This is a genomic window from Mycobacterium sp. MS1601, from assembly GCF_001984215.1.
Taxonomy (GTDB): domain Bacteria; phylum Actinomycetota; class Actinomycetes; order Mycobacteriales; family Mycobacteriaceae; genus Mycobacterium.
The window spans coordinates 1,129,957-1,148,311 of sequence record NZ_CP019420.1; the positions used below are offsets into that span (position 1 = coordinate 1,129,957).

20 protein-coding genes are annotated in these 18,355 nt (G+C 67.3%); 6 read left to right on the forward strand and 14 right to left on the reverse strand.

The features are described from left to right. Positions 1 to 61 precede the first annotated feature (61 nt). Positions 62 to 931, forward strand: coding sequence for a DUF559 domain-containing protein (locus tag BVC93_RS05425; RefSeq protein ID WP_083736277.1), 870 nt, complete (start codon positions 62 to 64; stop codon positions 929 to 931). Positions 932 to 939: 8 nt separating this feature from the next. Here the strand turns inward: BVC93_RS05425 and BVC93_RS05430 are convergent, their stop codons facing one another. Both BVC93_RS05430 and BVC93_RS05435 read right to left on the reverse strand, forming a co-directional pair. Then, positions 940 to 1,968: an NAD-dependent epimerase/dehydratase family protein gene (locus BVC93_RS05430; protein ID WP_083736278.1), complete on the reverse strand. Its 1,029-nt coding sequence runs from the start codon at positions 1,966 to 1,968 to the stop codon at positions 940 to 942. Then, the gene (locus BVC93_RS05435; RefSeq protein WP_083740817.1) at positions 1,965 to 2,741 is read right to left on the reverse strand and encodes an S-methyl-5'-thioadenosine phosphorylase; all 777 of its coding nucleotides are present in this window, start codon (positions 2,739 to 2,741) and stop codon (positions 1,965 to 1,967) included. The genes BVC93_RS05430 and BVC93_RS05435 overlap by 4 nt, the downstream gene beginning before the upstream one ends. Before the next feature lie 25 nt (positions 2,742 to 2,766). Here BVC93_RS05435 and BVC93_RS05440 point away from each other — a divergent pair, with 25 nt between their 5' ends. Further along, complete coding sequence (locus BVC93_RS05440; RefSeq protein WP_083736279.1) at positions 2,767 to 3,414, forward strand: DUF1345 domain-containing protein; 648 nt, start codon at positions 2,767 to 2,769, stop codon at positions 3,412 to 3,414. A gap of 35 nt (positions 3,415 to 3,449) precedes the next feature. Then, positions 3,450 to 4,319: a 1,4-dihydroxy-2-naphthoate polyprenyltransferase gene (locus BVC93_RS05445; RefSeq protein ID WP_083736280.1), complete on the forward strand. Its 870-nt coding sequence runs from the start codon at positions 3,450 to 3,452 to the stop codon at positions 4,317 to 4,319. A gap of 54 nt (positions 4,320 to 4,373) precedes the next feature. Here the strand turns inward: BVC93_RS05445 and BVC93_RS05450 are convergent, their stop codons facing one another. Together BVC93_RS05450 and BVC93_RS05455 are read right to left on the reverse strand one after the other, a co-directional pair. Continuing rightward, on the reverse strand, positions 4,374 to 4,928 hold the full coding sequence (locus tag BVC93_RS05450; RefSeq protein ID WP_083736281.1) for a Clp protease N-terminal domain-containing protein: 555 nt from the start codon (positions 4,926 to 4,928) through the stop codon (positions 4,374 to 4,376). Next, positions 4,928 to 5,146 (reverse strand): helix-turn-helix domain-containing protein, encoded by a 219-nt coding sequence (locus BVC93_RS05455; protein WP_083736282.1) that lies wholly within the window; start codon positions 5,144 to 5,146, stop codon positions 4,928 to 4,930. Before BVC93_RS05455 ends, BVC93_RS05450 begins: the two co-directional genes overlap by 1 nt. A 297-nt stretch (positions 5,147 to 5,443) precedes the next feature. Between BVC93_RS05455 and BVC93_RS05460 the strand changes: the two genes are divergently transcribed. Further along, positions 5,444 to 5,767: a hypothetical protein gene (locus BVC93_RS05460; protein ID WP_083736283.1), complete on the forward strand. Its 324-nt coding sequence runs from the start codon at positions 5,444 to 5,446 to the stop codon at positions 5,765 to 5,767. A gap of 45 nt (positions 5,768 to 5,812) precedes the next feature. On the opposite strand, the gene BVC93_RS05465 is transcribed toward BVC93_RS05460, so the two are convergent. After that, the gene (locus BVC93_RS05465; protein ID WP_083736284.1) at positions 5,813 to 6,838 is read right to left on the reverse strand and encodes an aminotransferase class V-fold PLP-dependent enzyme; all 1,026 of its coding nucleotides are present in this window, start codon (positions 6,836 to 6,838) and stop codon (positions 5,813 to 5,815) included. Next, positions 6,835 to 7,116 carry a DUF4229 domain-containing protein gene (locus tag BVC93_RS05470; protein ID WP_192860354.1) on the reverse strand — a complete coding sequence of 94 codons (282 nt, stop codon included), beginning with the start codon at positions 7,114 to 7,116 and terminating at the stop codon, positions 6,835 to 6,837. The genes BVC93_RS05465 and BVC93_RS05470 overlap by 4 nt, the downstream gene beginning before the upstream one ends. Positions 7,117 to 7,192: 76 nt before the next feature. On the opposite strand from BVC93_RS05470, the gene BVC93_RS33490 reads away from it, so the two are divergent. Then, complete coding sequence (locus BVC93_RS33490; protein ID WP_192860205.1) at positions 7,193 to 7,357, forward strand: hypothetical protein; 165 nt, start codon at positions 7,193 to 7,195, stop codon at positions 7,355 to 7,357. Between the two features lie 10 nt (positions 7,358 to 7,367). On the opposite strand, the gene BVC93_RS05475 is transcribed toward BVC93_RS33490, so the two are convergent. Genes BVC93_RS05475 through hemL form a run of 7 tightly spaced genes read right to left on the reverse strand, consistent with a single transcriptional unit; the run spans position 7,368 to position 14,596 of the window. Then, positions 7,368 to 8,780 (reverse strand): MinD/ParA family ATP-binding protein, encoded by a 1,413-nt coding sequence (locus BVC93_RS05475; RefSeq protein ID WP_236950255.1) that lies wholly within the window; start codon positions 8,778 to 8,780, stop codon positions 7,368 to 7,370. 19 nt (positions 8,781 to 8,799) lie between these two features. Further along, entirely contained in the window at positions 8,800 to 9,768 is a 969-nt protein-coding gene (ccsB, locus tag BVC93_RS05480; protein WP_083736286.1) for a c-type cytochrome biogenesis protein CcsB, read from the reverse strand. Then, positions 9,765 to 11,282 (reverse strand): cytochrome c biogenesis protein ResB, encoded by a 1,518-nt coding sequence (gene resB, locus BVC93_RS05485; protein ID WP_083740819.1) that lies wholly within the window; start codon positions 11,280 to 11,282, stop codon positions 9,765 to 9,767. The genes ccsB and resB overlap by 4 nt, the downstream gene beginning before the upstream one ends. 38 nt (positions 11,283 to 11,320) lie before the next feature. Further along, positions 11,321 to 12,097 carry a cytochrome c biogenesis CcdA family protein gene (locus tag BVC93_RS05490; RefSeq protein WP_083736287.1) on the reverse strand — a complete coding sequence of 259 codons (777 nt, stop codon included), beginning with the start codon at positions 12,095 to 12,097 and terminating at the stop codon, positions 11,321 to 11,323. Continuing rightward, on the reverse strand, positions 12,094 to 12,690 hold the full coding sequence (locus BVC93_RS05495; RefSeq protein WP_192860206.1) for a TlpA disulfide reductase family protein: 597 nt from the start codon (positions 12,688 to 12,690) through the stop codon (positions 12,094 to 12,096). The genes BVC93_RS05490 and BVC93_RS05495 overlap by 4 nt, the downstream gene beginning before the upstream one ends. Further along, positions 12,690 to 13,280 carry a histidine phosphatase family protein gene (locus tag BVC93_RS05500; protein ID WP_083740820.1) on the reverse strand — a complete coding sequence of 197 codons (591 nt, stop codon included), beginning with the start codon at positions 13,278 to 13,280 and terminating at the stop codon, positions 12,690 to 12,692. Before BVC93_RS05500 ends, BVC93_RS05495 begins: the two co-directional genes overlap by 1 nt. Before the next feature lie 17 nt (positions 13,281 to 13,297). Next, a complete protein-coding gene (gene hemL, locus BVC93_RS05505; protein WP_083736289.1) occupies positions 13,298 to 14,596 on the reverse strand; it encodes a glutamate-1-semialdehyde 2,1-aminomutase in 1,299 nt (432 codons plus the stop codon). Between the two features lie 102 nt (positions 14,597 to 14,698). On the opposite strand from hemL, the gene BVC93_RS05510 reads away from it, so the two are divergent. Beyond that, the gene (locus BVC93_RS05510) at positions 14,699 to 17,440 is read left to right on the forward strand and encodes a cation-translocating P-type ATPase (RefSeq protein WP_083736290.1); all 2,742 of its coding nucleotides are present in this window, start codon (positions 14,699 to 14,701) and stop codon (positions 17,438 to 17,440) included. 59 nt (positions 17,441 to 17,499) lie between these two features. Here the strand turns inward: BVC93_RS05510 and BVC93_RS05515 are convergent, their stop codons facing one another. Further along, on the reverse strand, positions 17,500 to 18,252 hold the full coding sequence (locus tag BVC93_RS05515) for a GTP pyrophosphokinase (protein WP_083736291.1): 753 nt from the start codon (positions 18,250 to 18,252) through the stop codon (positions 17,500 to 17,502). Positions 18,253 to 18,355 lie beyond the last annotated feature (103 nt).

An 18,355-nucleotide genomic window follows, 5' to 3' on the forward strand; every position in this document is an offset into this window, starting at 1 on the left:
GTTTCGCGCACCTGTGGATGAGGGTCGATGGCCCGGACCCCTCACGTGGGAACCTCGCGCCATGTCCACGGTGTTCATCGGGAGCCAGGCCGTAGCGGCGGGTGTGGTGACCAAGTATCAGCTGAGCAAAAACTATCAACGCCTGCTACCTGACCTCTATGCCCCCAAAGGCGATCTGTCGCTGGATGACTGGATCTACGCGACGTGGAAATGGTCGAAAGGCCGCGGCGTCATCACCGGCCTGGCCGCAGCAGCCTGGCACGGCGCCAAGTGGGTCGATATCGGCACTCCCATCGAGATAAACGTGGACAACACGAAGCCTCCGCGGACAGTGATCACCAGGAACGAGACGCTTCTCGACGACGAGGTGGTGACCCGCCGCGGCATTCCGGTCACCACTGTGCCGAGGACTGTTTTCGATCTCGCGCGCCGCGACGCCGAGGACAAAGCGATCGCCCGACTCGACGCACTGGCACAGGCCACCCGCTTCGACCATGCCGACGTACTCGAAGTCGCGCGGCGGCACCCCGGACTGAGGGGCTCAGCCCGGGTACCGAAGCTGTTGAACCGCGTCGACGCCGGTGCCGAATCCCCGCAAGAGACCAAGCTGCGCCTGGTGCTCGTCGCCGCCGGGTTTCCCAGGCCGCAGACCCAGATTCCGGTGCCTCGGCCCAACGGTCGCAGATACTTCCTCGACATGGGCTGGCCCGAGTTGATGGTGGCGGTGGAATACGACGGCCAACATCACCGCACCGACCGGCTCAGCTTCACCGCCGACGTCGCGCGTGCGGAGTACCTGGCGTCCCTTGGATGGATCGTCATCAGGGTGCTCGCCGACCACCGACAAAGAGACATCATCGAGCGGGTGCGGCGGGCACGCCTATCACGAGACGGACTTCAGTCGACACAATTGCCAGAATCTGTCGCCTAGGTTCAGTCTCATGCCCGCAACGGCGCGAACGCGAACTCCCGCAAACCGACCTGTGGCGACACCGCGGCCCGGAACCCCAGCGACTGCGCGGCCCCTTCCGGCGAGGCCACGATGTGGCGCACGTCGCCACTGCGGAACTGCCCGGTGACCTCGGGAGCCGGCCCGCCGCGGGCCTGGCACACGATGTTCGCCACGTCGAGGATCGAAATCGGCTGCCCTGAGCACACATTGGCGGCCAGGAACCCCTCGGTGGCCGCCTCGACAGCGACGACATTGGCAGCGGCGACATCGCGGACGTGCACGAAATCACGCATCTGCCCGCCATCTTCGAAAACCTTTGGCGGACTTCCCTTTTCAAGAGCCGAACGAAAGATGGCCGCGACGCCCGAGTACGGGGTGTCGCGCGGCATGCCGGGACCGTAAACGTTGTGATAGCGCAGGGCGGTGACGGCGCCACCCGTCGCTTCGGCCCAGGCCAGCGCGTAGTGCTCCTGCGCGGTCTTGCTGGCGGCGTAGAGACTGCGAGGCCGCAGCGGGGCGTCCTCGCCCACCAACGTCCAGCGCACCGGTTCGTCGCCGACCGGGCAACGGTGCTCGAACATCCCGGCGTCGAGGTCCTCACGGCGGCGTGGCAGCGGATCAACCATCCCGTGCTGCGGGCATTCGAACCCGCCCTGGCCGTAGACCACCATCGACGAGGCCAGCACCAGCCGCGACACCCCGGCGGCGTGCATCTGCGCCAACAGCACCGTGGTGGCGTAGTCGTTGTGCCTGCCGTACGCGGGCGCATCACCGGCATCAACACCCGCGCCCACCATGGCCGCCTGGTGACACACCACGTCCACCCCGTCGAGCAGGTGCGCCACGATGTCGGGGGCAGCCACATCTCCACGCACCACCCCCTCGGGCAACACGGCGTCGTGATGGGCCGCGGGCAACAGCATGTCGAGACCGACCACCTCGTGCCCGCGGACCTTCAACGCGGCGGAGATCTGGGTGCCGATGAACCCCGCCGCGCCCGTCAGCAGGACCTTCACGGCAGCTCGATCGGGAGCGTCACACCCTCGTGCGGTGAGCAGTGTGTGCAGGTGCGTTCCTGCGGCACAGCCTCGATGGCCTCGCGCACCAGCTTCTTGAACGGCACCAAGTTGCGCTCGAACTCGGCGAACACGTCGACGGCCTTGACCCCGCTGCCGGCCTCGACGCCGGCGTCCAGATCTGTCACCAGAGCGATTGCCGCATAACAGATCTCGAGTTCACGCGCCAACACCGTCTCGGGGTAACCGGTCATGTTGATCAGCGAGAACCCGACGCTCGCGTACCACTGGCTCTCGGCACGGGTGGAAAAGCGGGGACCCTCGATCACCACCATGGTGCCACCGTCGACCACGCCGGGCAGCCCGGACGCCGACTCCCGCAGGTCCGGGCAGTACGGGTCGGCGAAGTCGACGTGGATGCCGCCGGAGTCGAAGTAGGTGGCCTTGCGGCCACTGGTGCGGTCGACGAGCTGATCGGGCACCACCATGGCGCCGGGGCCGAGTTCGGGCGTCAGGCTGCCCACCGCACACGGACCGAACACCCGCCGCACCCCGAGTGCCCGCAGTGCCCACATGTTGGCGCGGTAGGGCACAGTGTGCGGCGAGTACTCGTGTCTGACGCCGTGGCGAGGCAGGAACGCCACCTCGTGGTCGCCGACCTGCCCGACGGTGACCGGCGCGCTGGGGCTGCCGTAGGGGGTGTCCAGACTGATGGTGCGGGCGTCGGCTCCGAAGAACGAGTAAAAACCGCTGCCGCCGATGACTCCGAGCATCCGTCCATTCTGCTTGACTGCCGCCATGGCACATTTTGTGGCACTGCGCGCCGACGGTCCCGCGGCGGTCCGACTGGCCGGAGCCGTGGCCGGCGGGGCGGCCGCGGCGGCCGTGGTGGCGGTGACGGCGGGCGCGCCGTATGCGCCCGCGACGGGCTGGGTGGTCGCCGCGACGATCTATCTCGCGTGGACGTGGCTGCTGGTCGGACGGATGGACGCCGCCGCCACCGAGCAGCACGCCCGGCACGCCCACGAGGAGGACTCCACCCGCCGTTTCACCCAGGTGACGGTGGTTCTGGCGAGCCTGGGCAGCCTCGGCGGCGTCGGCTATCTACTGACCGCAGGCGGCGACCTCGGCGCGGCTGTGGTGGGGATACTGTCGGTGGCGGCGTCGTGGTTTGCCGTGCACACCGTGTTCATGCTGCGCTACGCCCGGCAGTACTACACCGGCCCGCCCGGTGCGATCGACTTCAATCAGGACGATCCGCCGGCCTACGCGGACTTCGCCTACCTGGCGTTCACCCTCGGCATGACCTATCAGGTGTCGGATACCAATCTGCGCAACGGGGCCATCCGGTCCACCGCGCTGCAGCACGCCATGCTGTCGTTCCTGTTGGGCGCGGTGATCCTGGCGATGACCCTCAACCTGGTGGTGGGGTTGGCCAACCTCTGATTCGGTTGGATCGGTGCCGTGGGACGATCGTCGCCATGGCCACCGTCTCCCAATGGATCGAAGGCGCCCGCCCGCGGACTCTTCCCAACGCGGTGGCGCCCGTCATCGCCGGCACCGGAGCAGCGGCCTGGCTGGGTGCGGCCGTGTGGTGGAAGGCGGCGCTGGCGCTACTGGTGTCGCTGGCCCTGATCGTCGGGGTGAACTACGCCAACGACTACTCCGACGGCATCCGCGGCACCGACGACGTGCGCGCGGGCCCGCTGCGGCTGGTGGGCTCCAAGGTGGCCTCACCGAGAGCTGTGCTGAGCGCAGCGGTGATCAGCCTGCTTCTGGCGTCGCTGGCCGGACTGGCGCTGGCCGTCGTGACCAATCCGTGGCTGATCGCCGTCGGCGTGGTCTGCATCACCGGCGCGTGGTTCTACACCGGAGGCTCAAAGCCTTACGGCTACTTGGGTTTCGGCGAGATCGCGGTATTCGTGTTCTTCGGTCTGGTGGCGGTGCTGGGAACGCAGTACACGCAGGCGCTGGCCGTCGACTGGGTGGGCGCCGTGGCTGCGGTGGCCATGGGCTGCCTGTCCTCGGCGGTGTTGGTGGCCAACAATCTGCGCGACATCCCCACCGACACGGAGTCCGGCAAGATCACCCTGGCAGTGCGTCTCGGTGACGCCCGCACCCGCAGGCTGTACGTCGGGCTGCTGGTGACTGCGGGGTTGGCCACCGTCGCGCTGGCATTCGCGACCCCATGGACTCTGGCCGGGTTCGTCGCCGCGCCCCTGGCGGTGCGGGCGTCGCGTCCGGTGACGACGGGCAAGGGCGGCCCCGCATTGATCCCGGTACTGCGAGATACCGGGCTGACCATGTTGGTGTGGTCGATCGCCGTAGGCATCGCACTCTTCCTGGGTTAGCTCCGCTGCAGGGCGGTCAGCTCATGCGGTGCCCGGCTGAGGTGTCCGGTGCGATCAAGCGGCTTCGTCGAGCAAGGCCGCCACAGCGACACGCAAGTGCGCGGCGTCGACGAAGTCGGTGACCAGCTCGACGGTCGCCGTGTCGTCGCCGCGCAGGATCGCCAGCAGCACATGCTCGACCCGGATCTCTCTGCTCTTGTGCGCCAAGGCTTCCCGCAAGGCGAGCTCGAGCACCTTCTTCGCCGGTCTGGTGAACGGGAGGTGACCGCGGCGGCGCTGGCGCCGGCCCGAACTGCGCACCGCATCGTCGAAGGCATCCGGACCGAAACCCCGCTCCACCGCGTCCCGCACGGCATCCAAGTCGATGCCGATGGCGCGCAGCGCGGCAGCGTCCTCGTCGACGTCGTCGCCTGCGGAACTCAGGCGCACCCGCAGCGCGTCGGCGGTGAGGCCGGCTTCCGAGAGCACCGCCGCCAGATCACGACCCGCACTCTGCACCACCCCGACAAGCAGGTGCTCAGGTCTGATCTCACCGATGTCGGCGTCACGGGCCTCTTGTTGCGCCAGGACCACGGCCGCCCTGGCCTCCTTCGTGAACTTCTCGAACATCAGCGCCTCCGGTTGTACTTCTGATGGACGGCCTGCCTGCTGACACCCAGGGCGTCGGCGATGGCCTGCCAACTCCAGCCCTGTTCGCGGGCGTTGGCGACATGCAGTGCTTCCAGCCGCACCTGGAGCCGTTGCAACGCTCCGACCGCGCGCAGCCCGACGGCCGGATCGACACTGCCGAGTTCCTCGGACTGATCGAGCGAAAGCGACTGATTCATGCTCGTCAATATAACTTGACACTCTCCAGCCGTCAACCAAACTTGACATCAGTGATGTGGCGCACGTTGCTGTGGGTAACGCTTCGCGCATCACCTGATACGGCCCCACGGAGTCCGCGAACACGGCCGCACCGCACAGTTCCTGCCAGCTGACGACAAATCACTGCCATGGAATTAATCCCCTGACCTGCTGGTTACAACCACCAGACCGGAACGAAACCCGATCCGAACCGCGACCCACAGGTCTTACTGCGAGGCACGATTCGCACCAGCACGAAACCAGAGAGAAACACGAACATGAAGAAGCTAGGAGTAGCCACACTCATCGGAACCGCCGCCACCGCCGCTCTGCTTGGCTTGGCCGCACCGGCGATCGCCGCCCCCACCGGAGCAGGCAACGCCCAAGACACCATCAGCTCGCTGCAGAGCCAGGGCTACAAGGTGATCGTCAACCGCCTGTCCAACGCCCCGCTCAGCGAAGCCAGCGTCGTCTCCGTCGGCCAAGGTCCCACTTTCAGCCACACGAATCCGAACGCCGGCAATGAAGGTGGCTACGGCCCGAACTCGGACAACCAGTTCGCGCCGCAGAACACCAAGACGGTGTACGTAAACGTCCGCTGACACGACCCACTCCGAAAAGCGCCCTCCGGGGCGCTTTTTGGCGTGTCAGCGCAGTGCGTCCAACAGTCGCTCGACATCTTCGCCGGTGTTGTAGAGATGAAAACCGACTCGCACCGCGCCCGCTCGCACGGCGGCCCGGATGCCGGCCGCACGCAACCGATCCTCAGCTCCCGCAACAGGTATGGAGACAATCGCCGACTCGATGGGAGCAAGGCCCAGATGGTGGCGCACCACAGCAGCCAGCCCCACAGTGTGACGGTGCACCGCCGCCCGATCCAGTCCGGCCAGCCATGGCAGTGCGGCTCCCGCGCCGATGGCGCTGATCCACGACGGTGAGGTGTCCAACCGCTTCGCACCGGGCGCCAGGCGCAGCGGCAGGCCATACACCGTCGACCACGGATCCTGGCCGGCATACCAATTGGCGCCGTGGGCAGTGATGCTCTCCAGCAGCGAATCACGCACCGACATCCACGCCATCCCGCGCGGGGCCAACAACCATTTGTAGGCGCCTCCGACGGTCACGTCCGCCCAGGACACGTCCACCTGGCACCACCCCAGCGCCTGCGTGACGTCGATGACGGTGAGTGCGTCACCCACGTTGGCTCGCAGCGTGTCGACATCGAGGGTGCGCCCGCCGGCCGACTGAACCAAGCTGACCGCGACGACGTCGAACTCCCCTGCCCGGCGCTCCACCTCCGCGGGCTCGAGTTCGGTCACGGTCACACCCCGCGCCGACTGCGCAGCGAACGGAAACGAGACGCTGGTGAACTCCTTGGAGACGGTGAGCACCCGGGCACCGTCGGGCACCGCGGCGGCAATCAGACCGAGCAGCGCCGAGACACTGCCACCGATCGCCACCGACTGCGCGGGGACACCCACCAACGACGCGTAACCGGCCCGGGCCGCCTCGACGTCACGGTCGATATCCGGCGCGTACAGCTCGCCACGCCCCCAGCTGTGCACATGCGCCGACACAGCGTCGACGACGAACCTGGGCGGCAGACCCACCGTCGGCGAATCGAGGTAGCCTTCGGCTCCGCAGAACTCGGCGCCGAACGCAACCCTGGTCACTTGTCCGACGGGTCCTCACCGCGCAGCCGGGCCTGCAGTTCGGCACGGTCACGCTTACGCCGCTCGTCGACGGCAGCAATGCTGGCGGTCGCGCGCCTGCGCAACGGCGCGAACACCCAGATCCCCAACGGCAACGCGATCACGATCGCGAACAGCACCGCGATCACCACAGGGAACTCTTCGATACCGAGCAGCCGCGCCCCGAAGACGATGGCCACGGCAAGCACCGCAACCAACAGCAGTCGTGCGACCAGGTAGGCCGCGACATCTGCCACCATCTGAGCGGTACGGGGCTGTTCAACCACGAACCCGAGCCTACCGACACGCGTATATTCGGTAGAAGGAGGTTGTTTCGTGTCGTTCCTGGTCCTCGTGGTTCTACTGGCCGCAGCGGTGTACATCGGCTGGCGCGTCGTCAAAGCGCGTGCCAACCGCCCGCGGCCCCGCACCATCGGCCCCGACGATGATCCCGAGTTCCTGTGGCGGCTCAACCACCCGGACAACAAGCCGCGGACTTAAGACCCGGCAGCTACCAACTCGCGGAATCCCGGTTCGGGCCGGGGAACCCGTCGGCCACCACCGCAGCCAACTCCACCAGCGCTTCTCTGGTGTCCCTGCGCAGCCGCGTCAGGTCGATCTCGGCGCCCTCTTCCAGATGCGGGTCGAACGGCACCAGCCGCACCGCACGGCAGCGACGCGAAAAGTGATCCACCACCTTCTGGATGTCGATCTTGGCCGAACGGGGCCGCACGGCATTGATCACCGCGATCGAATTGCGCACCAACTCCTGATGGCCGTGCGCGTCCAGCCAGTCCAGCGTCGCCGAGGCGCTGCGCGCCCCGTCCACCGAACCTGAACTGACCACCACCAGAGTGTCGGCCTTGGCCAGCACCGCGGCCATCGCCGAGTGCATCAGACCGGTGCCGCAGTCGGTGAGGACCAGGCTGTAGAACCGCTCGAGCACCTCCAATGTGCGGGCGTAATCGTCGGCACTGAACGCCTCCGAGACGGCCGGGTCGGTCTCCGAGGCCAGCACCTCCAGCCGGCTGGGACCCTGCGATGTGTAACCCCGGATATCGCTGTAACTCTGGATCCGCCCGGCGTCACGCAACAGGTGCCGCACGGTGGCCTGCGTCTCCAGCGGCACCTTCTGACTCAAGGTGCCGCGGTCGGGATTGGCGTCGACGGCCACCACCCGGTCTCCGCGCAGCGACGCGAACGTGGACCCCAGCGTGGCGGTGATGGTGGTCTTGCCCACACCGCCTTTGAGTGAGACCACCGCGATCCGGTAGCAGCCCGCCAGCGGTTGGTTGACCTGGGCGACGAGGTTCTTCTGGTGGATGTCCTTGGGGCTCTCGCCGACATTGATCAGCTTGCCCGACGCCAGGTACAGCAGTCGGCGCCATCCGCTGGCCGGCACCGGTTTGACCTCGCGCAGCAACGAGCTGGTGGACAGATCCGGATACGGGGTCTGCGGAATCTCCTGGCGGTACGGCACGGGCAGCGCGGACTCGGCCACCGCAGGCTCGCGTGGCGCCGGTTCCAGGCGCTCTGGGCTGAGGTAGTGGAACTGCTCGGTCCGCGGTTCCGACGCCGGCGCATTCCACTGCGGCGGCGGCGGATTCCAGCGCGGCGGCCTCGGCAGTCCGGTGGGCTCACTGAACCGATGCTCGGACCGGAACCCGGTCACCGGCCTTGGCGGGCCGTCGCTGATCACCGGAGTGCCGTACCCCGGGGTGTGGAACTCGGTGTACTCCGTCTTGGGCTCGGCCCGTTGCGGCTCGTCTTGAGATTGTTCGGCGAACCATGTTGTCGGCTCGTCGTTTTCGCGAGGGGCATTCTCCCGACCGTGGCGGCCGTCGGCATTCGGCGGTGCTTCATGGTCGCGGCCCTGCGTCCCCCTCGTCTCTCGGGCTCCTGGACCACTCGGAAGGTCAGACACGAACAAACTCCTTTGAAACTCAGCTCACCCCGGCATACGAGTGCAGACCCACGGTCACCAGGTTGATGAAGAACAGGTTGAACACCATGGCCACGAAGCCGACGACGTTGATCCACGCGGCCTTCTTGTCCCGCCAGCCCGCGGTCGAACGGGCGTGAAGGTAGGCGGCATACACCACCCACGCGATGAAGGACACCGTTTCCTTGGGATCCCAGCCCCAGTACCGGCCCCATGCCTCCTCGGCCCAGATGGCGCCGAAGATGACGCCGAACCCGAACACCGGGAACGCGAAGATGGTGGTGCGGTAGGCGATCCGGTCGAGCGTCTGCGCGTCGGGAAGGCGCTGCACCACCCGGGCCACCGCACCGTCACCCTTGCCGAACCGGGACAGCTTGAGCAGGAACAGGATGCTGGCCACTCCGGCGACCAGGAACACCCCGGACCCGAGACTGACCACCGAGACGTGGATGGGCAGCCAGTAACTCTGCAACGCCGGCATCACCGGAGCCGCGTGGGTGTAGAGCCACTGACCCGAGACGGTCAGCAGGATCAGGGTGGGCAGCAGCACAAACACCCACAACGACCGGAACTGCGGCTTGCGCAGCACCCACGCCGCGGCCACCAGACCACAGAAGCAGGTCAGGTTGATGAACTCGTACATGTTGCCCCAGGGCACCCGGCTGGTCGACAGCCCGCGCAGCACGATGCACGCAAACAGCGCGGCGATGCCGACGTAGACCAACGCGATGCCGGTGCGGCCGATGCGCTCATCCGCCGAGCGCTTGGGGACCTCGGCGATCCGCCCGGGCCGGTCGCCGTCGGAGCTGACCCCGGCCGCCACCAGTTCGCGTTCGGCGACCTTGCGGCTGCGACTGTAGGACAGCTCGACGGCCAGCAGCAGCATGGCCACCATCAGCACCAGGGTCGACGTCGTGAACGCCCAGTCCGAGTACTGGGCCAGACCGAGATCGACGTGATCGGAGTTCATCGGACCTTCTCTCTGGACGGGGTGTCGCTGCTGCTCAGCAGACGCTCCGTCAACTTCTCGAACTCGTCACCCCAGCCGGAGTTGTCGGACCGCGCCAAGCCGCCGAGCTCGACGTTCACGGTACCGCTGCCGCCGGCCGGAGCAATCCGGACCCAGATCCGGCGGCGACGGATGATCAACGACACCAACAGCCCACCCATCATGGCCAGCGAGAAGACCAGCACCCAGACCTGGCCCGGGTCGTGCGACACCTGCAGGTTCACGAACGGAGTGGCACCGTCGAAGCGGATCTGGGTGCCGTCGTTCAACGTCACCGACTCACCGGCCCGCAGATTCACCCGTTCTTCCCGGGTGAGCCGGCCCTGGTCGATGAGCCGCGGATCGAGGTCCCAGATGGACTGCGGTCGCCCGCTGTCCAGGCCGGCGTCGCCGCGGTAGATGTCGACGGCCACCGCCGGGTCGTTGAGCTCCGGCCAACTCGACGACAGCAGCGTCCCGTCAAAGGAGGCTGTCGGCGCGAACAGGCCCTGGATCGCGATCTGGTGGTCACGGCGCTCGTCGTCGTCGGGGTACATCCCCGCGGGCGGATCGATGCGCACCACGCCGGAGGACAGGAAGGTGGTCTGGTCTTCGGGGCGCCACTGGATGGTCTGGCTGCGGGTCTGCCCGTCCGGGAACGTCACCGTGAACGACGGGGCAAATCCGCGGCCCTGCAGGTACACCCGGTCACCGCCCACCCGCAGCGGATGGTTGACCTCCAGCCGGTAGGGCTGCCAGGTGTTGGTGGTCAGGTCCTCGCCGTACTGATAGTCGATGTCGGCGGCGAACCCGATGGCCTGCCCGTTGTCCAGATACCGGGCTTCGAAGTCGTTGACCCGCACACACATCGGGTTCAGCGAGGTGCCGTCGACGGTGTTGCCGGCCCGGAACGAATCGAACGCCGCGGGTGAGGCCGAGCAGAACCCGGGCCCGCCTGCGACGACGATGACGTTGCCTTCGTAGCCGAAGAGCTTTCCGGCCGCGACGGCCACCAGGATGCCGAGCAGCGAGAAGTGGAACACCAGATTGCCGAACTCGCGCAGATAGCCCTTCTCCGCCGAGATCTCGGTGACATCGCCGTCCTTGCGGACGATCTTTCGCCACCCACGCAGCTCCTTGACCATGGTCTCGGCTACGTCGTCCGGGGTTCCCACGGCGTCGGCGGTGTGGTGTTTCGGCAGCCTCGCCAGGTTGCGTGGCGCCGCAACCGGCGTGGCCCGCAGGCTCTTGGCGTGCTCGATCATCCGCGGGGTCAGGCAGCCCACCAGCGAGATGAACAACAGGACGTAGATGGCCGTGAACCAGAAGCTGGAGAAGACGTCGAAGAACTGGAAGCGGTCCAGCCACGGCCCGATGGTGGTGTGCTCGGCCAGATACTCGTCGACCTTGCCCGCGTTGAGACTGCGCTGCGGCACCAGCGCGCCCGGCACCGCGGCCACCGCCAGCAGGAACAGCAGAGCCAGCGCGGTGCCCATGGACGTCAGCGCACGCCAGGTGTTGCGGATCAGAGCGATCAAATCGGCAGCCTCACATCGCTGACAAAGGCGTCACGGACGAAGGAGACGAAGTCACTCCACAATCCCGTCGCCAGCGCCACGCCCACACAGATCATCAGCACGCCGCCGATGATCTGGATGGTGCGGGTGTTGCGTCGCAGCCAGCCCAGCCCGCCGACTGCCCAGGACGAGCCGAACGCCAGCAGAACGAACGGCAGCCCCAGCCCCAGGCAGTAGGCGATCACCAGCGTCACTCCGCGGGCCACGCTGGCACCGTCGGTGGCCGAGGCCACCGTGATGACACCCGCCAGCGTCGGCCCCAGGCACGGTGTCCAGCCCAGCCCGAACACCGCGCCCAGCAGCGGCGCGCCCGCCACGGAGGACACCTGCCGCGGCGTGAACTTCACCTGCCGCTGCATGGCCGGGATGAACCCGATGAACGCCAACCCCATGATGATGGTCAGCACACCGCCGACACGTTGCAGCACAACCTGATTGGTGATCAGTGACGTCGTCATACCCAGCACCGCCACGGTCCCGAGGATGAACACCACCGTGAAGCCCGCCACGAACAACAGCGCCGACCCGGCCACGCGCATTTTCGACCCGGTCTTCACCTGGGTTTCGCCGCCGCGCACGGGTTCTTCTCCGACCACCGCGGCGAGATAGGACAGGTAGCCCGGGACCAGCGGCACCACGCACGGCGAGGCGAACGACACCAGCCCAGCCAGCACACACGCCCCCAGAGCCAGCAGCAGCGGCCCGGTGGCGGCGAGTTCGGTGAAGCCTGTCATTGCGCTGGTGAGCTTTCGGAGACCAGCCGCTGGACAACAGGCTGGAGGTCTTCGGCCAGGAGTTCGCGCAGGAAGACCGCGGCCACGCGGTGCTGACGGTCCAGCACGATGGTGGACGGGATGACGGTGGTGGGGTACCTGCCGCCGAACGCGATCATGGTGCGCATCGCCGGGTCATAGATCGACGGGAAGGTGATGTTGCGGTCGGTGACGAAGTCGACGGGGGCGTCACGGTTGTTGTCCCGCACGTCGATACCGAGAAACGCCACCCCCTGGTCACGGGTGGCCTCGTACACCTTTTGCAGCTGCGGCATCTCCGTGCGGCACGGTGCACACCACTGCCCCCACACGTTGATCACCACGACATCGCCGGCGAAATCATCGAGGCTGAGCGTCGTGTCGGGGTCCAGCAGGTCCGGGCCCGAGATGGGTCCCGGGTTGCCGCGGTCGGCGGGCGGGTCGTAGAAGATGTCGGTCTGCCCGCCCGGTGCGACGAACTCGAACGTCCCGCCCTGGGCCACGGCGTCGTCACCGGTGGCGCAGCCGGTCAGCGCCAGCATGAGCGCGCACCCCAGGACTGCCAACCACCGCATCACAGGTGCCCAGCCGGCTCCGCGTAACCCCAGCCGACCAACCGGTCGCCGTCGAACTCAAACGATGTCAGCGAGGCCAGGTTGCACATCCGCGCACCCTTGGTGGGCAGGTGGGCCAACCTCTTGCCGGTCATCGCGCGGCGCAGCGTCTCCACCGGGAGTTGATGCGAAACACACACGGCCTCATGCCCTTCGGCGGCGACGCGGGCCCGGTGCAGCGCGGCGATCATCCGCGGCGCCACCTCCTTGTACGGCTCCCCCCACGACGGTTTGAGCGGGTTGCGCAGCAGCGGCCAGTTGCGCGGGTTGCGCAGCGCACCGTCCCCCGGGGCCACCCGCTGGCCTTCGAAGACGTTCCACGACTCGATGAGATCCGCATCGGTGTCGATGGGCAGACCGTGGCGCGAGGCCGTGGCCGCGGCGGTTTCCTGGGCGCGTTCCAGCGGGGAGGCGACGATGTAGGTGATGTCCCGGTCGGCCAGCCAGTCGGCAACAGCCTTGGCCTGAGCGCGCCCGCGGTCGGACAGGTGATAGTCCGGAAGCCTGCCGTAGAGCACCTTCTCCGGGTTGTGCACCTCACCGTGGCGCATCACGTAGACGCGGGTGTTCACGCGGTGGCCTCGGCGGCTGCCTTGGCCGCGCCAGGCAGCGCAGCGGCGATGTGTTCAAAAGCAGTGTCGTCGAGAGCGGCTGAGACGAACCAGGTCTCGTAGGCACTGCACGGCGGGTAGACACCCGCATCCAGCAGTGCGTGGAAAAACGGCGGGAAGCGCCAGGTCTCGGTGTTCTTGGCTTCGGCGAAGTTCGTGACGGGTGTGTCGGTGAAGAACACGCTGAGCATGTTGCCAGCCCGCTGGATGACGTGCGCCACCGACTCTTTGGTGAGCGCTTCGGTGATCAGCGCATCGAGCCGGTCGGCATTGGCGTCCAGTTTCGCGTACGCCGCGTCGTCGGCGTTGCGCAAGGTGGCCAATCCGGCGGCCATGGCCACCGGGTTTCCCGACAGTGTGCCGGCCTGGTAGACCGGCCCCAGCGGAGCCAGCCGCTCCATCACCTCGGCGCGGCCGCCGAAGGCCGCCGCGGGCAGCCCGCCGCTCATCACCTTGCCGAAGGTGAACAGGTCGGCGTCCACCGGGTCCACGCCGTACCAGCCCCCGCGGCTGACGCGGAAGCCCGTCATCACCTCGTCGGAGATCAGCAGCGCGCCGTGCTCGGCGGTGATACGGCGCAGCGCCGCGTTGAAGCCCGGCGCGGGCGGGACGGTGCCCATGTTGCCGGGGCTGGCCTCGGTGATGACGGCGGCGATCTGGTCACCCGCGGTCGTGAAGGCGTCTTCGACGGCGGCGACGTCGTTGTAGGGCAGCACGATGGTGTCAGCGGCCGCGGCGCCGGTGACTCCGGGGCTCGACGGCAGGCCGAGGGTGGCCACACCTGAGCCGGCGTCGGCCAGCAGGGCGTCGCTGTGGCCGTGGTAGCAGCCGGAGAACTTGATGATCTTGGGGCGTCCGGTGAAGCCGCGGGCCAGCCGGATGGCGCTCATGGTGGCCTCGGTGCCGGAGTTGACCAACCGGATCTTGTCGACCGGCGCCACCCGGCTGATGATCTCGTGCGCCAGCTCCGACTCGCAGGCGGTGGGCGCTCCGAAGCTCAGCCCGTGTTGCGCGGCCTCGGTGACGGCCTCGACCACGGCCGGGTGCGCGTGACCGAGGATCATCGGACCCCAGGAGCACACCAGGTCGACATAGGTGTTGTCGTCGGCGTCGGTGAGCCGGTAGCCCTGGCCCTTGACCAGGAAGCGCGGTGTGCCGCCGACGGAGTTGAACGCCCGGACCGGCGAGTTGACGCCGCCGGGGATGACGGCGGAGGCGTCGGCGAAGAGCTTGGCGGAGCGCTCGGTACTGCCCATGCCCAACAGTGTCCCAGTTCCGACCAAATCGTCCACTACAGGGTGTAGTTGATGGCGCCCAATAATTTGCGCACGTGCTAATTTCGGCACAGGCTGGAAGGCGTGACCGATCCGCATCGACAGACCCAGATCGAGGACACCGACTTCGCCGAGCTGGCACATGCCCGCAGTCGCGCGGAGATCGTCGAGGCATTGCACACCAGTACCGACGGCCTGAGCGCGGCCGAGGCCGCCGCCCGACTGGCCGCAGAAGGACCCAACCGGCTGCCGCAGCAGAAGCGCCGCCCCGCCATCATGCGGTTCTTCCTGCAGTTCAACAACGTGCTGATCTACATCCTGGTGGCCGCCGCCGTCCTCAAGGCGATCCTCGGCGAGTGGGTGGACTTCGCCGTCATCTTCAGCGTCGCGGTGGTCAACGCCGTCGTCGGCTACCTGCAGGAAGGCAAAGCCGAGCGGGCACTGGAGAGCATCCGCAACATGCTGTCGGTGTCCGCGCAGGTGCGTCGCGACGGCGAATGGGTCAACGTCGACTCCGAATCCATCGTGCCGGGCGACGTGGTGCGCATCAGCTCCGGCGACCGCATTCCCGCCGACATGCGACTGCTGCGGGTGACCAACCTCCAGGTGGAGGAGTCCGCGCTGACCGGAGAGTCGGTGCCTGCGATCAAGAACACCACCCACGTCGAATTCGACGCCGGCCTCGGTGACCGCACCTCGATGGTCTACTCGGGCACCATCGTCGCCGCCGGGCACGGGGTGGGGGTGGTCACCGCCACCGGCTCGGCCACCGAGATCGGCCGCATCCAGGCACTGATCAGCGAGATCGACAGCATCCAGACGCCGTTGACGCGTGAACTCGCGCAGTTCGGCAAGCGGATGTCACTGGCGGTGCTGGGCATGGCCGCGGCGATGCTGGTGATCGGCCGGATCTTCCACGACTTCACCGTCGACGACTTGATCTCGGCCGCAATCGGTTTCGCCGTGGCGGGCATTCCGGAGGCCCTGCCAGCCGTGGTGACCGTGACCCTGGCGCTGGGGGTCCAGCAGATGGCGCGACGCAATGCCATCACCCGCAAGCTGCCCGCGGTGGAAGCCCTGGGAGCGGTCAACGTGATCTGCTCCGACAAGACCGGCACGCTCACCCAGAACGAGATGACCGTGCGATCGGTGATCACCGCCGCACACCAGTTCGCCGTCACCGGGACCGGGTACCGCCCCGAAGGCGACATCGAACTCGACGGTGCCCGCATCGAGCTCGACGACCACCCCGACCTCGCCGCCACCGTCACCACCATGGGCGTCTGCAACAACGCCCGGCTGACCGACGCCGATGGCCAGTGGCGCATCGTCGGCGAACCCACCGAAGGTGCGTTGCGCGCCCTGTCGGTCAAGGCCGGCATCGACGACAGTGCCTATCCCCGGCTGGCCGAGATCCCGTTCGAGTCCGCCCACAAGTTCATGGTGACCAGCAACACCAGCCCCGACGGCAGCCAGTATCTGCATGTCAAAGGCGCTCCGGACCGGTTGCTGGATCGCGCGGCAGTTCAGTTGCGCGGCGGTGTGCTCGAGCCGATGGACCGCGACTTCTGGGAACGTCGCATCGACGAGCTCGGCGATCAGGGTCTGCGGGTGCTGGCGGCGGCCCGCAAACCCGTTGCACCGCAGAGCCTGGACACCGACGACATCCGGATCGAGGACGTCGACGACGGACTGGAGCTCCTGGGCGTGGTGGGCATCGTCGACCCACCGCGACCCGAGGCCATCACGGCGATCAGCAGCTGCCACAACGCCGGCATCCGGGTCAAGATGATCACCGGCGACCATGCCGGCACCGCGCGGGCCATCGCCCGCGAGATGGGGATTTCCGACCGGCCCGATCCCCCGGTGCTGACCGGCGCCGATCTGCAGGCGATGAGCCAGCCGCGGCTGCGCCAGGTCGCGGGCGAGGTGGACATCTACGCCCGCACCAGCCCGGAACACAAGCTGCGGATCGTCAGCGCACTGCAGGCCGAAGGCAAGGTGGTCGCGATGACCGGCGACGGCGTCAACGACGCACCGGCGCTGACCCGCGCCGACATCGGCGTCGCCATGGGCATCAAGGGCACCGAGGCCACCAAGGAAGCCGCGGGCATCGTGCTGGCCGACGACAACTTCGCCACCATCGAGCGTGCGGTGGAGGAGGGCCGCCGCATCTACGACAACATCCGCAAATCGGTGCTGTTCCTGTTGCCCACCAACGGTTCTCAGTCACTGGTGATTCTGGTGGCGATCCTGTTCGGTTTCGCGCTGCCGCTGCAGCCGGTGCAGATCCTGTGGGTGAACATGGTGACGGCGGTGACACTGTCGTTGGCGCTGGTGTTCGAGAAGGCCGAGGACGGACTGATGGCCCGCCCACCGCGGCCGCAGGGACGCTCCATCGTGGCGCCGATCGACCTGACGATGATTGCGCTGGTCTCGGTGCTGGTGGCGGGTGCGACGTTGGCCGTGTACTTCGTGGCGCGTGCCAGCGGGTACCCGTTGGCACAGGTGCAGACGGCGGCGGTGAACATGCTGACGCTGGGTCAGGTGGCCTATCTGTTCAACTGCCGATTCATCACCGCCTCGAGCCTGCGACCGGCGGTGCTGCACGGCAATCCGTGGATCTGGCGGATGACGGCGGTGCTGATCCTGCTGCAGGCGCTGTTCATCTACACACCGTTCATGAACACCTGGTTCCACTCGGCGCCGCTGAGCCTGCGCGGATGGGGCGTGACCGTCGGACTGGCGGTCGCGATCTTCCTGGCAGTGGAAGCCGCCAAGGCGCTGGGCCGGCGATTGGGCGCCCCGTTCACAACGTCACGCTGACAGCGTCGTCATCGATATATATCCGTTGTGACGCTGCCAGCGTGACGTTGTGGGCGGTTCTACATTGGCCGCGACGAGAAGCCCACCTGCATCATCCGCAGGATCACCTCGTCGGGCAAGGGAATGCTGCCGCGTGCCAGTTCCGCCGGCACGGGCGGCAGATCCCCGTGGACATCGTGGTGCAACCGCTCCATCTCGGTGTCCAGCCGGGCCGCGGTCTCCGCCGCCTCCGCCAGCGTCTGCGAGATGTCGCCGGGCACCTCACCGTCGTACTTGTAGTAGATCTTGTGCTCCAGGCTGGCCCAGAAGTCCATCGCGACGGTGCGCAGCTGTACCTCCACCGGTACCGTCACCGCCCCCGTGGAGAGGAACACCGGCACCTCGAGAATCAGGTGAAGGCTGCGGTAGCCATTTGGTTTAGGTTGGCGCACATAATCTTTGACCTCCAGCACGATGACGTCATCCTGCCTGGTCAACGCTTCGGACACTCGGTAGACGTCCGAGGTGAAGGAACACGTGATGCGGACGCCCGCGATGTCGGTGATGGTCTTGCGGATGGAGTCGAACCGCGGCGGGCACTTCTTGCGGGCGATCTTGTCCAGCACGCTGTCGGGTGTCTTGAGCCGGCTGGTGACGTGCTCGATGGGGTTGTACTGCTGCAGATGCTCGAACTCCTGCTGCAGGATCCCGACCTTGGTGGTGACCTCCTCCATACCGAATTTGTAGGAGAACATGAACCGGGAGAACTCCTCGCGCAGCCTTCGGAACTCGTCCAGATCCCACAGCGGTTCGGTGTCGAGCAGGTCAGTCATTCCTCCAGCATGCCTGGTGACTGCTCCTGCCCTGCTCAGAGGCGTCAGCCGGTGAGGGATCGATGCTGCTCTGATCAACAAGGTGCTGCGTCCCTTCAGCCCG